The organism is Acetobacter oryzoeni (assembly GCF_004014775.2).
Taxonomy (GTDB): Bacteria; Pseudomonadota; Alphaproteobacteria; order Acetobacterales; family Acetobacteraceae; genus Acetobacter; species Acetobacter oryzoeni.
On the sequence record NZ_CP042808.1, the window covers coordinates 108,996 to 122,338 of the forward strand.

The 13,343-nt window shown below is 54.7% G+C and carries 12 protein-coding genes; 6 read left to right on the plus strand and 6 right to left on the minus strand.

All coding sequences use genetic code 11. The features are described from left to right. The first annotated feature begins 12 nt into the window (after nt 1-12). The 6 genes from prfB (at nt 13) to EOV40_RS00580 (ending at nt 5,541) form a co-directional block, all read left to right on the plus strand. Nucleotides 13-1,144 (plus strand): peptide chain release factor 2 gene (prfB, locus tag EOV40_RS00555; protein ID WP_124296306.1). Its coding sequence is split into 2 segments (ribosomal slippage): nt 13-81 and nt 83-1,144, totalling 1,131 coding nucleotides; the frame shifts between segments, so codons are not numbered across the junction. Nucleotides 1,145-1,485: 341 nt separating this feature from the next. Then, complete coding sequence (locus EOV40_RS00560) at nt 1,486-2,235, plus strand: energy transducer TonB (protein ID WP_012812286.1); 750 nt, start codon at nt 1,486-1,488, stop codon at nt 2,233-2,235. A gap of 106 nt (nt 2,236-2,341) precedes the next feature. After that, nucleotides 2,342-3,355, plus strand: coding sequence for a MotA/TolQ/ExbB proton channel family protein (locus EOV40_RS00565; protein ID WP_244296871.1), 1,014 nt, complete (start codon nt 2,342-2,344; stop codon nt 3,353-3,355). A gap of 29 nt (nt 3,356-3,384) precedes the next feature. Next, nucleotides 3,385-3,804: an ExbD/TolR family protein gene (locus EOV40_RS00570; protein ID WP_128104741.1), complete on the plus strand. Its 420-nt coding sequence runs from the start codon at nt 3,385-3,387 to the stop codon at nt 3,802-3,804. Nucleotides 3,805-3,858: 54 nt separating this feature from the next. Beyond that, the gene (locus EOV40_RS00575) at nt 3,859-4,299 is read left to right on the plus strand and encodes an ExbD/TolR family protein (protein ID WP_012812288.1); all 441 of its coding nucleotides are present in this window, start codon (nt 3,859-3,861) and stop codon (nt 4,297-4,299) included. A gap of 12 nt (nt 4,300-4,311) precedes the next feature. Then, on the plus strand, nt 4,312-5,541 hold the full coding sequence (locus EOV40_RS00580) for a tetratricopeptide repeat protein (protein WP_128104742.1): 1,230 nt from the start codon (nt 4,312-4,314) through the stop codon (nt 5,539-5,541). 87 nt (nt 5,542-5,628) lie between these two features. On the opposite strand, the gene rodA is transcribed toward EOV40_RS00580, so the two are convergent. The 6 genes from rodA to EOV40_RS00610 form a co-directional block, all read right to left on the minus strand. Beyond that, entirely contained in the window at nt 5,629-6,795 is a 1,167-nt protein-coding gene (rodA, locus tag EOV40_RS00585) for a rod shape-determining protein RodA (protein ID WP_128104743.1), read from the minus strand. After that, nucleotides 6,792-8,720, minus strand: coding sequence for a penicillin-binding protein 2 (mrdA, locus tag EOV40_RS00590; RefSeq protein WP_003629851.1), 1,929 nt, complete (start codon nt 8,718-8,720; stop codon nt 6,792-6,794). The genes rodA and mrdA overlap by 4 nt, the downstream gene beginning before the upstream one ends. A gap of 19 nt (nt 8,721-8,739) precedes the next feature. Next, complete coding sequence (locus EOV40_RS00595; protein ID WP_128104744.1) at nt 8,740-9,303, minus strand: rod shape-determining protein MreD; 564 nt, start codon at nt 9,301-9,303, stop codon at nt 8,740-8,742. A 4-nt stretch (nt 9,304-9,307) separates the two neighbouring features. Continuing rightward, on the minus strand, nt 9,308-10,222 hold the full coding sequence (gene mreC, locus EOV40_RS00600) for a rod shape-determining protein MreC (protein ID WP_128104745.1): 915 nt from the start codon (nt 10,220-10,222) through the stop codon (nt 9,308-9,310). A gap of 95 nt (nt 10,223-10,317) precedes the next feature. Further along, nucleotides 10,318-11,364 (minus strand): rod shape-determining protein, encoded by a 1,047-nt coding sequence (locus tag EOV40_RS00605; RefSeq protein ID WP_003629847.1) that lies wholly within the window; start codon nt 11,362-11,364, stop codon nt 10,318-10,320. Between the two features lie 204 nt (nt 11,365-11,568). Continuing rightward, the gene (locus tag EOV40_RS00610; protein ID WP_128104746.1) at nt 11,569-13,158 is read right to left on the minus strand and encodes a 2-isopropylmalate synthase; all 1,590 of its coding nucleotides are present in this window, start codon (nt 13,156-13,158) and stop codon (nt 11,569-11,571) included. Between the last annotated feature and the right edge of the window lie 185 nt (nt 13,159-13,343).

Here is a 13,343-nt window from a genome sequence, read left to right on the forward strand (position 1 = left end):
AGAATCGGCCTGATGTCTGCCGAGACTGAAGCCCTTAACGACCAGATCAAGCAGTCAGTGGCACTGCTGAGGAGGCATCTTTAACTGGGATGTCGCCCAGGAAAGACTCGCTGAACTGAATAATCGGGCAGAAGATCCCGATCTGTGGAATGATTCAGACGCTGCGCAAAAAATGATGCGTGAGCGCACCCTTCTGGCCAACCAGATTGAAGGTGTGGAAGCGCTTGAAACCAATGTGCGCGACACCAGCGAACTGATTGAACTGGCAGAAGCTGAAGGAGATGCAGATTTAGTGGCCGAAGGTATGGCCACGCTGCGTGATCTGGCGGAAGAAGCCAAACGGCGTGAAACAGAAAGCCTGCTTTCTGGGGAAGCGGACAGCAATGACTGCTACCTGGAAGTAAACGCAGGTGCCGGGGGTACGGAAGCGCAGGATTGGACAGAAATGCTGCTGCGTATGTACACCCGCTGGGCAGAGGCGCATGGCTACAAGGTCACGCTGATGGAAAGCTCGGAAGGGGAACAGGCGGGCCTGAAATCTGCTACCATTCTTGTTTCCGGCCCCAATGCCTATGGCTGGCTGAAAACAGAAGCGGGTGTGCATCGCCTAGTGCGTATTTCACCGTTTGATGCCGCAGCGCGCCGCCAGACATCCTTTGCATCTGTTTGGGTGTATCCCGTTATTGATGATTCCATTGAAATCGAAATCAATGACGCAGATCTGAAGGTAGATACCTTTAGGGCATCTGGTGCTGGTGGGCAGCACGTTAACAAAACGGATTCCGCTATCCGTATTACGCATATGCCCACAGGCATTGTTGTGGCCTGTCAGACAGACCGTTCTCAGCACCGTAACCGTGCAACGGCCATGCAGATGTTGCGTGCACGTTTGTACGAGGCAGAGTTGCAGAAGCGCGAAGCCGAGGCCGCAGCGGCAGAAGCTGCCAAAACGGATATCGGCTGGGGGCATCAGATCCGCTCTTACGTGCTTGCGCCTTACCAGATGGTAAAGGATTTGCGCACAGGGGTAGAAACCGGCAACCCGGATGCAGTGCTGGATGGTGATCTGGATGCCTTTATGGCAGCCGCGCTTGCCATGCGGGTAGGGGCGACGCGATCTGAGGCGAGTGCTTCAGCCCAGTAATGGTTTATTCCTAAATCGAAACAAAAATACAAAAAAGCAGGTTCCATTTTGGGCCTGCTTTTTTGTTGTGAGAACGGGCATCATGAAACAGAAAAACACTGATAAAGCTTAGAAAATTCAGTGTTAGAGCAATTTTGTTCCTACGCCAGAACAGATTGTCTTTGTGAAAGAAAATGTGAAATTAACAGAACATTCTTGACAGAAAGCCTCTCAGATTGCCCAATCGAAAGTCGGGAAAGGTTACCTGTATGGCAGAACAGCAATCTGCTATTGTCATACCAAGGTAAACAGGCTCCGGTAACGCCCTGTGTATCAAGGGTAAGACGATAGCATCCGTTGCGATGCAGGGTGACAAAGGAGGACGTGCAAATATGAATGACTACGAGCAACAGCCGGGCTCGGTGAAATATACGTTCCGGGTAGGGGCTGTTGTCAGTGTTGTTGCCCTGTTGGTGGTTGTCGCGCTGCATCTTATGGGCGTGCTGGGGCTGATGTACGGTATGGGAACCACGGCAAGTGTTCCTGTTACACATCCGCCTATCAAAACAGTTATGTTGCCACCCCCGCCGCCACCTCCTCCACCGCCGCCACCCCCGCCCCCACCGCCGGTTATGGCTGTGCCGCCGCCGCCGTACATTCCGCCGCCCAAGATCAAGGTGCCACCCCCGCCCAAGCCGCCCATCAAGCATGTGGCCAAGGCGCCGCCTAAGCACCCAACACCGCCGCAGACCAAAACGGCAGCAGCGCCGCCGGCAACATCTGCGCCAAGCAGTGCGGCAGCAGCCGGAGATGGCACAACAGATGCACCAGATACGTCTGCTGGTTCTGCACCGCTAAATAACGTGCAGCCGGTCTATCCCCCAGAAATGGAGGAAGACAACATCGAAGGCCGCGTGACTTTGATTTGCGATGTGGAAGCTTCCGGCATGACCAGCAACTGCCATGTGCAGTCGGTCTCTGGTGGTCAGGCTTTTGCCCAGTCTGCGTTGGATTACGTGCACAAGGCCCGTTATCGTCCGGCCACGCGCAATGGCGCACCGGTGAAGGAACTGCACAAGGTCTATGTCATCCGATTTAGGTTGGATGACTAAAACGGGGTCAGTTTTCATACTGGCCAGTAGTACAAATATGGATTGCCCGATCTGTTTGCGTAACAGGGTAGCGGATCGGGCCCTGATGATGAGGATTATGAGGAAGATGACCAGACTGCCCCGTTCTTTTGTGTCAGGTCTTGCGGCTCCGGCTCTGGCGCTGCTGATGAGCACTGCAGCCCCAGTTGCGGCTTTTGCGCAGGATGCCGCGCCCGCAGCACCCGCACCCGCAGCCACGGCCCCGGCTCCTGATGCGGCGCCATCTTCCGCACCGGCACCTGCCGCCACACCGGATGCAGCCCCAGCCCCTGCGGCGCCAGAAGCGCCTGCACCTGCTGCCAGCGCCCCGGCCGAACAGGCGCCACCTGCAGCAGACACCAAGGAAGAAGCCAACCCCTACGGTCTGGGTGCTCTGTGGTCCAATGGGGATATCATTGCCCGCGGCGTGCTGCTGATCATGCTCACCATGTCCCTGGGCACATGGTATATCATGATCACCAAGTTCATCGAGCAGGCCCGCCTGTTCGCTGCCGCCAAGGAAGCCACCAAAAGCTTCTGGACCAAGCACAGCATTCAGGAAGGTGCTTCCGCACTCACTTCCACATCCCCGTTCCGCTACATCGCCGATACCGGTATTGTGGCTGCCGAACACCATGAAGGCACGATGCAGGAAAGCATTGACCTGCATAGCTGGACGGGCATGTCCATCCAGCGCGCGGTCAACAACATCCAGAACAGCCTGCAAAAGGGTCTGGCCTTTCTGGGCACGGTGGGTTCCACCTCTCCGTTTATCGGTCTGTTCGGCACGGTGTGGGGGATCTATCACGCGCTGACAGCCATCGGCATTGCCGGTCAGGCTTCCATCGACAAGGTGGCAGGGCCCGTGGGTGAATCCCTGATCATGACGGCCATTGGTCTGGCCACCGCGGTGCCGGCCGTTCTGGGCTACAACCTGCTGGTGCGCCGCAACAAGACGGCCATGGACCTGGTGCGTGACTTTGCTGCTGACCTGCAGTCCATCCTCATCGGTGGCGTGCGTCATGGGGCTGCGGTGGATCAGATTGTGGTGCGCCCGGATAACTCCCCCACCACGGCCACGGTTTCCAACCGCGTCGGCTAATCGCTCAGGTCAAGGCAAGGAGAACGCTTATGGGCATGCAGGTTGGCGATAGCGGCGGGGAAGACGACGTCGTCTCCGCCATCAACACCACACCGCTTGTGGATGTGATGCTGGTGCTGCTGATCATCTTTCTGATCACCATTCCGGTGGCGACACATACCGTGAAGGTGCAGCTGCCCAAGGACATGAACCAGCCAACCCAGACCAAGCTGAGCAATGTGGTTTTGGCAGTCACGGCGGATGGTCAGACCTTCTGGGATGAAACGCCGATCAGGGACCGGGCCGATCTTCTGGCCCGGCTGGAGAAGGCGGCGGTGCAGAAGCCCCAGCCGCAGATCCAGATCCGCGGAGATGTGACCACACGCTATGAGAGTGTGGGCCGTCTGGTGGCGACGTGTCAGGAAGCGGGCATCAGCCATATCGATTTCATTACGGAAAAGCCGAAATAGGCAGGGGCGGGTGGCGCAGCACGCCACCTCATCCTGTGGGGGAGAGCACAGGCCATGGGCATGAATGTTGGCTCCGAGAGCACAACGGAAGATGAAGGCATTGTTGATATCAACACCACGCCGCTGATTGACGTGATGCTGGTGTTGCTGATCATGCTGATCATCACCATCCCGTTGCAGACGCAGGCGGTCTCGATTGATCTGCCGCAGGGCAACCCGCCGCCCAGCACGGAAGAAACACCTGTGGTGACACTGGTTGTGGACTTTGACAACTCGCTGACCTGGAATGGCCAGCCCATCAATGGCGAGGCCGATCTGCAGGCGCATCTGCGTGAGATCGCCAGCGGGCCAGAGGCTTCCCGCCCGGAGTTCCACCTCCAGCCCAACCGTCTGGCTGACTACAAGACCGTTATCCACGTCATGGCCGACGCACAGCGTCTCGGCGTCACAAAACTCGGAATCGTCGGACAGGAACAGTTCGCTGACGGTAAGTGAGGATTTTTGAGAATGGCTTCTCGTTTTTTACGTACCCTTTTTTGTGCAACAACAGCATGGGTTGTGATGCAACCCGTTGCACATGCGGCAGATGAACTCGGCCAACAGGTTGGGACAGAACTGGAAGCCGCGCAGTCTGCTCTGGCAGCACATAATTATGCCAAGGCAATGGATGCAGTAAATGCTGCGGATGCCGTAAAAGGCAAAACAGATTACGAAGATTATACCATTGCACAGATGCGCGCAGCCGTGGCCACGCAGGCTGGTAATCTTTCTGCCGCAACAGCGGCTTATGATAAGCTGATTGCTTCCCCGCGCACGCCACAGGCTATGAAAAATCAGATGCTGAAATCTGAGGCGACCATGGCTTATACAGCCAAGGATTACCCCAAAGCTATTGCCAATATTCAGCGTTACCTAAAAGCTGCCGGGTCTGACCCCCAGATGGAAACGTTGCTGGCGCAATCCTACTATCTGCAGAAGGATTACCCCAACACCATCAAGGTGGTGAAGCAGCAGGCTGATGCCACCATAAAGGCTGGTAAAACTCCTACCGAATCTGAACTGCAAATGCTTGCGGCCAGTGCGACGGCTCTAAAAGATTCTGCGGCCACAACCCACGCGTATGTTCTGCTGGCAACCTATTATCCCAAAAAGGAATACTGGGCGCTATTGCTGCATGAACTGGTTGTAAACACCAAAATTCCGGCCTCCTTGCAACTGGATGTTTATCGTATCCGCTTGGCCGTTGGGGATGTTTCCCAAGCGCGTGACTTTATGGATATGACGGAAATTGCCGTGCAGCAGAATACGCCGCAACTGGCGCTAGACCTGATGAACCAGGGCTATCAATCGGGTGTGTTGGGGCAGGGGGCAGAAGCGCCACGTCAGGCCCGTTTGAAGGCCATGGTTGAAAAGGCTGTCGCTTCCAAAAAGGCTTCTATTGCAGCAGATGAACAGGCAGCTACTTCCGCCAGCAATGGGGATGATTTGCTGACGGTTGGGTACAATTACGTTACTTTCGGGCAGGCTGATAAAGGTCTGCAACTTATGCAGAAGGCTATCAGCAAGGGCGTAAGTGACGTGAATATCGCACGCCTGCATTTGGGGCTGGCAGAGCTTTATGCTGGCCATAAGGATCAGGCTCTGGCTGCTCTGCGTAGCGTTGAAGGAGACAACGGTGCGCATGATATTGCACAGCTTTGGATCTTGCGTGTAACGCAGCCTGCTAGTGCTAAATAATCACGACCGTAAAATAATTTAAAAAAGGCCGCTCTGATATTGAGAGCGGCCTTTTTTATAAGGAATGAACTTACGGGAACAGAAGTATCAGATACGCTCTTTGTTGGCGTCTTCTTCGTCTTCATCATCGACAGAATCACGATGAACCCAGGTAGAAAGTAGCAGCCCAAACCCCAGCATGACATTCAGCATGGCAGAGCCACCGTAAGAGACCAATGGCAGAGGCACACCGCCCACAGGGATAGCCCCCATCACCATGGAAAGATTTACCAAGCAGTAAAAAAAGAAGTTCATGCTGATGCCAAGGGCAATAAGGCGGCCAAAGCGATTACGGCACCGGATAGCCATGATCATGCCGCCCAGAATGATCATGAGCAGCAGCCCGATAACAGCAGCAGCGCCTACAAAGCCCCATTCTTCGGCAATCATTGTAAAAATGAAGTCTGTCTGTTTTTCGGGCAGGAAGTTTAATTGCCCCTGTGATCCATGCAGGTAACCCTGCCCCCACATACCGCCAGAACCAAGTGCAATTTTGGACTGGATAATATTGTAGCCCGCTCCCAGTGGATCATTTTCAGGGTGCAAAAAGGTGGTTATGCGCGCACGCTGGTAATCATGCAGATGGTTGTATGCAAACTTGATAAGCGAAGGCACGGGAAGCAAAAGCAGCACAATTTGCCAAAGGCGCATTCCGGCAGCAAAAAATAGCGATGCCCCAATACCCCCAATAATGACAGCCGTGCCAAGGTTAGGTTCTTTGAGAACAAGGCTAACAGGTACAAGCACGATAAGAGCTGGCGGTATTAACCATAAAGGGTTGCCCATTCGGGCATAGCTTATGCGGGAAAACCATGCAGAAAGTGCCAAAACCAACGCAATTTTGGCGAATTCTGAGGGTTGAACCTGCAACCCTCCTATAATCAACCAACGTTCTGCGCCTTTACCCACATGGCCCATACGCAACACCGCTACCAGCAGTATGAGTGAGAGCACATACATGGGTGCTGCTGCATGAATAAGCATACGCGGCGGCAGCATGGCGATGGTAATCATCATCACCAAGCCCACAGCAAAGCGTGCAGCTTGCGGGGCGGCAAACGGGTAGGGTGTGCCACCCCCGGCAGAATAGAGCGTAACGTAACCAACGCCAGCCAATGTGCAGATCAGCAGAATGTAAAGCCAACTGATACGCCATAGCTTAGACATAAGGCGGAAGCTGGGTTCTGCTCTGAGCAGCCGTTTATGAAACTTCATGGATCACTTACCAGGCTGCTTGCATCAGCGACACTTTCTGGCGGCGGTGTGGTGTGTGTTACCGGGTCACGCAGTAAAGTATCGCGCATGATGGTACGAGCCAGCGGGGCTGCTGCATCAGCGCCTGCGTTTCCGTGTTCGATCACAACAGAAACGGCATAACGTGGGGAATCATACGGGGCGAAGCAGATAAACAATGCATGCGGCCGATACTCCCACGGCAGATTGGCGGAGTTAAAATGCCCGCTTTCACGCAATGCGCGGGAAACACGCCGCACCTGTGCCGAACCCGTTTTGCCAGCCATGGTAATGCCGGGTAGGTCTAACCGTGCCTTGGGGGCTGTTCCATGGGGTTCGTTAATAACGGCAAACATGCCAGAGCGCAGGGCTGCCAAATATCTGTCTGGCATATCAAGGGTGGGCCAGTGGTCTGGTTGTACTTGCTTGCCAATTTCTCCGTTAATGGCACGTACAAGATGGGGCTGTACAGCCCGGCCAGAGGCAATACGGGCTGTATAGGTAGCCAGTTGTAGTGGCGTAACCTGTACAAACCCCTGCCCAATGCCGCTTACAATTGTATCCCCACCATTCCAGTGATGGTGGTGAGCCTGCCGCCATGCCGGAGTAGGAATCAGGCCGGTGCGGGTGTGGGGCAGCTCAATATCCAACTGCGTGCCAAGGCCGAATTTATGTGCTGTGGCTGCAATGCGTTCCATGCCGATACGGCGTGCGACTTCGTAAAAATAAACGTCGCAGGAATATTTAAGCGCCAGATGCAGATCAACAGATCCATGGCCCCATCGAGACCAGCAGTGAAAACGTGTGCCACCGACATCTAGGTGACCGGGGCAGAAAAAACGATCTGTGGGGGAAACAAGGCCGGATTCCAAAGCTGCCATTGCCACGGCAGGCTTGAAAGTAGAGCCCGGTGGATACACCCCCGCCACGGCTTTGTTGATAAGGGGCGTGCGCTGGTTGTTTGTCCACTCAATCCACTGCGCGTGGCTTACACCGCTATCAAACAGTGAGGGATCAAACGAAGGCGTGCTGACCATGGCAAGTACTTCGCCATTCTGGCAGTCCATCACCACGGCAGAGGCTGTTTGATCCCCTATAGCGTTCAGCACTTTTTGCTGGAGCGCACGATCTATGGTCAGGCTGATTTCTTCACCTGGCACGCCTTCTTCGCGGTTCAGTTCAGACATCACACGCCCAACGGCGTTGACCTCCATTTCCACAGATCCAGCTGTGCCGCGTAGATTGTCATCCTGACTTTGCTCAATACCTGCGCGGCCTACGCGCATCCCCGGCAGAGCCAGCAAGGCAGAGCGGGCCACATCTTTCTCATTAGGCGGGGCGACATAGCCGATAATGTGGGCAAGCAATTCGCCTTCCGGGTAAACGCGGCGTGTGCCCACATCAATCAACACACCGGGGAGAGAGGGCGCGTTGAGTTCAATGCGCGCCATTTCATCCCATGAGAGAAAATCGCGCAGCATGACGGGCACGAAGCGTCGCTGATGCCGCATTTCACGCGCGATTCGTGTGCGATCACGTTCATCTAGCGGAATAATGCTGGAAAACCGTTCAATCGTGCCCGTCACATCTGTGGTTTCTTCGGGCATTAAAAGGGCGCGCCAGTTTTCCTTGTTATTGGCAAGGGCAACGCCGTAGCGATCTACAATACGCCCGCGCGGCGGGGCCAGAAGGCGCTTGCTGATACGGTTTTTGGCAGCCATGCGGGCATAATGGTCGCCATCTTCTATCTGGATTTTATATAGGCGGCGGCCTAGCTCCCCCAAGGCCACAGTCTGGACAGCCATAAACAGCAGCGCCCGGCGTGTAAAAACGCCACGGGCGGGGTCTTTCTGTTCACGAACAGGTAGAAAACGCCGGTTTTCTTTCTTGCGCCGCTTCAGCCACATAAGAAGCTTTCATGCCTGTTCATGCGGATTCCTTTTCATCCAGAATATGCAGGAACCATGAGAAGGTGGCGGAAAGCAACGGATAAACCCCTATGCACAGCAGTGCTTCAAAAAAGGCAGGCGCCGGATCAAGGCCGTGCAGCCGGAACAAACATGCCAACGCCCATTGCAGTAAAGAAGCGGCTCCACCTATCAGACCATAAAGGAACCATACTACTAAAAAATTCATGCGCATGAGCCCAAACCGGGCATAGGTGCTGATTCCGTACACCAGAAGCAGAATAAATGAACTGACGCCCAAAGGTGTAAAACCAACCAGATCCATAAACAGGCCTAGCAAGAACGGTGCCAGAGCGGGCATGCCCGTAGGCCGCCAAACAGACCAGAAAAATACCGAGCCAATAACAATGGCGGAAAGCAGTTCGGCAGAACCGGGAATGGCAAGGGGTGCCGAAAAAAAGATAATAACCAGAACAATAAAAGCCGATGGCAGCAGATGGCGCGCTGTGCGGTCCAGCTTCTGACCAAGTGTTAGGCGTGGTTCAAGATCTGGGTCCCATGATGGGGGTGTGGAATCGGACATCAGGTTACCCTTCCTGCCCTTGTCCCAGAAGTGTCTTGAACGGCAGTGCTAATGGCCTATGCGGGCGGGTAAGTGGCACGTGGCCCGGTGCATCAGGTGGTTCAATTTCAGATTGTCCAAAATCGAACACGCGGAGCATGGTCAATTTATCCAGTTGCACAAAGGGCTGCACAACCGGTTGTCCGGGGTGCAGATAATGTACCGTGCCAATAGGCAGCCCCATGGGGAAGGCGCTCGCCTGATCACTGGTGACAACACGCTCCCCTTCAATGGGGCGTGAATCCTGCGGGTAGTACATCAACCTTGGCATGGGGGAGTTGTCGCCTGCCATTATGGCCGTGGCATGGCTGGATTCCAGCTCAATGGGGAGGCGGCTGGCAATATCGGTTATTAACAAGACGCGTGCTGCATGAGGGCCAACTTCGGTAACCCGTCCTGCCAGACCATTTGTTGCCAAAGCCACATTGCCAACATGCACACCACTGGTGGTGCCAGCTACAAGCAACACAGCACGGGCATACATGCCGCCACTATCTGCCACCACCCGGCCTGTTACAAAGGCAGGGGTAGGTTCTGGCACCCAGTGCAACTCTGTTTTTAGGTTATCATTTTCCCGCGCGAGGGAGACAGCTACATCATACCAACGGCGCAACTTGGCGTTTTCGGTTTGGAGCTTGGCGTTTTCTTCAGCCAAATGCCGGGCGTCTTTTACGCCCTGCACAAGGTGGCTGACATCTGTTTGCGTATGAGCAATAAGCCCCCACAAAGGGGCTAAGGCATCTGCTACATACATGCGGGCCGTATCAGCCAGCCTTCTATCGGCTTGCCCAGCAATAATAATCCCAACAGACAATAGCAGCAGCACTGGCAAAACCAGTTTGCCAAGAGCTTGTCTTACCTGGATGGAAACCGGGATCATGAAAGCCGGGAACCCCAATTAGAGGGAAGGAAAGCGGAAGGCATGCCCGTTTGCATTCTGGCGCCGGATTACAGCCAGATAGCTGGTGCCTTGGGTTAATACATTGTTGTCAGCACGTTGCGCAGACGTTTCATTTCTTCCAAGGCGCGGCCTGTGCCCAAAGCTACGCAGGAAAGTGCATCTTCAGCTACTGTAACTGGCAGGCCTGTTGCAAGACGGAGCACATCGCTCAGGCGGTAGAGCAACGCGCCACCGCCGGTAAGAACAATGCCTTTATCAACAATATCGGCAGCAAGTTCTGGTGGGGTGTTTTCCAGCGCGGTTGTTACGGCATCCACAATCTGGCTTACGGGCTCCATAAGGCTTTCCGCAATTTGAGCTTGTGAAACCTGCACTTCACGCGGGACACCGTTAATCAAATCACGCCCTTTAACATCTTGCCACGGGCCGTTTTCATACGGTTCATCCGGCATCATAGCGGAGCCAAGGCTAATTTTGATACGCTCTGCTGAACTTTCACCAATCAACAAGCTGTGGGTGCGGCGAATATAGGAGATAATGGCTTCATCCATTTTATCTCCGCCTACGCGTACGGAACGTGCATACACAATACCGCCGAGGGAGATAACGGCCACTTCTGTGGTGCCGCCGCCAATATCTACAATCATGCTGCCAGAAGGTTCTGTAACCGGCAGGCCAGCACCTATGGCGGCTGCCATGGGCTCTTCAATCAGGAACACACGCCGCGCTCCGGCACTTTCTGCGCTTTCCTGAATGGCGCGGCGTTCCACAGCAGTGGAGCCGGAGGGCACGCATACAATAATCTGGGGGCTGGCAAAGGCGCGGCGATTATGAACCTTGCGAATGAAATGTTTGATCATTTCTTCCGCCACTTCAAAATCAGCAATCACGCCATCACGCATGGGACGAATGGCCGTAATATTACCCGGCGTACGGCCAACCATCTGCTTGGCTTCTTCGCCCACGGCAAGAAGCTGCTTTTTTCCTCGTATATCTGCAATAGCCACAACAGACGGTTCGTTCAGAACGATACCCCGTCCTTTTACGTAAACAAGGGTGTTGGCAGTACCCAGGTCAATAGCCATGTCGGCAGACATGAGACCGAGCAGACGAGAAAACATCCAGGACTCCTGGTTGAAGCGGGCACCATACAACAGAGGACGAGAAAGCCGGGCACGCTAACCTGCCCCTGCTGCTTTGGAAATATGTGAGCAGGAATTACCGGTGCGTAACGAGGCAGACAAGACCTTCCGTCAAGAAACTGACATATAATCTCAAGGTAAGGTCTGTCTGCCCGGTTTTGCAGGAGGGTCTGAAAAGTTTTTTCAGACTGTCAGGGCTTCTGGTTCTGTCCGTGCACGTTTAACCAGCAGCTTGTTCAGTGCATGCACATAAGCGCGTACGGCCGAAACAACTGTATCTGCATCTGCACCCTGACCGTCTACCATTTTGCCGGCTTCTTCCAGACGCACGGTTGTGCGGGCCTGTGCATCCGTGCCTTCCGTTACAGCACCTACAGAGAACAGGGCCAGACGTGCTTCATGCGGGAAAGCCTTGCGCAGGGCATTAAACGCAGCATCCACAGGGCCATTGCCTGTGGCTTTGGCATCAATAGCCTTGCCATCCACGCTCAGTTCCAGATCAACTTCGGAAGGCTGGCCAGAAATGGATTTCAGGCTCAGCGCACCAAAACGGATGCGGTCGTGGTCACGGGCTTCATCATCCACCAGCGCGATGATGTCATCATCGTACACAACCTTTTTACGGTCAGCCAGATCTTTAAAGCGGGTAAAGGCTTCGTTCAGGCGTGTTTCATCCATGCCTTCATAACCCAGCACCTTCAGCTTGTCGCGGAAGGCAGCGCGCCCGGAATGTTTGCCCATAACCAGGGAAGAACGGGTCCAGCCCACGCTTTCGGGGGTCATGATTTCATAAGTTGCGGCATTTTTCAGCACGCCATCCTGATGGATGCCACTTTCATGCGCAAAGGCGTTACGGCCCACAATGGCCTTGTTAGGCTGCACATCAAAGCTGGTGATGGTGGCCAGCATACGAGAAACTTTCAGCAGGCCTTCTGTATGGATGCCGGTCGTGAAGGGGTATTGGTCATGCCGTGTGCGCAGCGCCATCACAATTTCTTCCAGCGCGGCATTGCCTGCACGTTCGCCAATACCATTGATGGTGCATTCCACCTGCCGCGCACCACCACGGATAGAAGCCAGCGTATTGGCAACAGCCAGACCCAGATCATTATGGTTATGGGCAGAGAAAATCACCTGATCTGCACCCGGCACACGCTGGCGCAGCATGGAAAAGATTTTTTCCATGTCTTCGGGTGTGGCGTAACCAACCGTATCGGGAATGTTGATGGTGGTGGCGCCAGCCTTAATGGCGGCTTCCACGCAGCGGCACAGAAAATCCGGTTCTGTGCGGGAGCCATCTTCAGCAGACCATTCCACATCATCTGTCAGATTGCGGGCTGCAGCATTGCCAGATGTAATCAGTTCCAGAACAGTTTCTGGCTCCATCCGCAGCTTGTATTTCATGTGCAGCGGAGAGGTGGAAATAAAGTTGTGGATACGCTTGCGTTCTGCCGGGGCCAGAGCCTCACCCGCAGCAGTAATATCCTTGGCGCCACCACTACGTGCCAGTGCGCAGATAACGGAACCCTTGGTATTTTTGGCAATTTCGTTAACGGATTCGAAATCACCTTTGGAAGCAACCGGGAAGCCCGCTTCAATCACGTCCACGCCCAGATTGGCCAGCGCTTCCGCCATGCGGAGTTTTTCTGCCAGGTTCATGGAAAAACCGGGAGATTGCTCGCCATCACGCAGGGTGGTGTCAAACACAATCACGCGGTCTGGCGTCATGCGGCCAAAGGACGGATGATTGAAGCTGGTGGTATCAGCAGACATGGAATTCTTCCTGAAAAAGTCTGGTCTGGAACAAGAATAGAGGGGCTGTGCCATATTCTGCCCGTTTATGCACGGGCGCTCTTTTCGTTCTCCCCTGGGCGTGGCAGCGCTGGGCCACCTGGCTCGCTCAGGGGCAGATTAGTCGAAGGAGAAGATCCAGACGGAGGGCCACGCCGCCCGCGCCC

What these genes read in the sequence shown, in the direction of transcription:
- EOV40_RS00560 (WP_012812286.1), top strand. Translation starts at nt 1,486, where the DNA reads ATGCAGGGTGACAAAGGAGGACGTGCAAATATGAATGACTACGAGCAA.
- rodA (WP_128104743.1), bottom strand. Translation starts at nt 6,795, where the DNA reads ATGAAGTTTCATAAACGGCTGCTCAGAGCAGAACCCAGCTTCCGCCTT.
- EOV40_RS00575 (WP_012812288.1), top strand. Translation starts at nt 3,859, where the DNA reads ATGGGCATGAATGTTGGCTCCGAGAGCACAACGGAAGATGAAGGCATT.
- mreC (WP_128104745.1), bottom strand. Translation starts at nt 10,222, where the DNA reads ATGATCCCGGTTTCCATCCAGGTAAGACAAGCTCTTGGCAAACTGGTT.
- mrdA (WP_003629851.1), bottom strand. Translation starts at nt 8,720, where the DNA reads ATGTGGCTGAAGCGGCGCAAGAAAGAAAACCGGCGTTTTCTACCTGTT.
- EOV40_RS00595 (WP_128104744.1), bottom strand. Translation starts at nt 9,303, where the DNA reads ATGTCCGATTCCACACCCCCATCATGGGACCCAGATCTTGAACCACGC.
- EOV40_RS00565 (WP_244296871.1), top strand. Translation starts at nt 2,342, where the DNA reads ATGACCAGACTGCCCCGTTCTTTTGTGTCAGGTCTTGCGGCTCCGGCT.
- EOV40_RS00610 (WP_128104746.1), bottom strand. Translation starts at nt 13,158, where the DNA reads ATGTCTGCTGATACCACCAGCTTCAATCATCCGTCCTTTGGCCGCATG.
- EOV40_RS00605 (WP_003629847.1), bottom strand. Translation starts at nt 11,364, where the DNA reads ATGTTTTCTCGTCTGCTCGGTCTCATGTCTGCCGACATGGCTATTGAC.
- EOV40_RS00570 (WP_128104741.1), top strand. Translation starts at nt 3,385, where the DNA reads ATGGGCATGCAGGTTGGCGATAGCGGCGGGGAAGACGACGTCGTCTCC.
- EOV40_RS00580 (WP_128104742.1), top strand. Translation starts at nt 4,312, where the DNA reads ATGGCTTCTCGTTTTTTACGTACCCTTTTTTGTGCAACAACAGCATGG.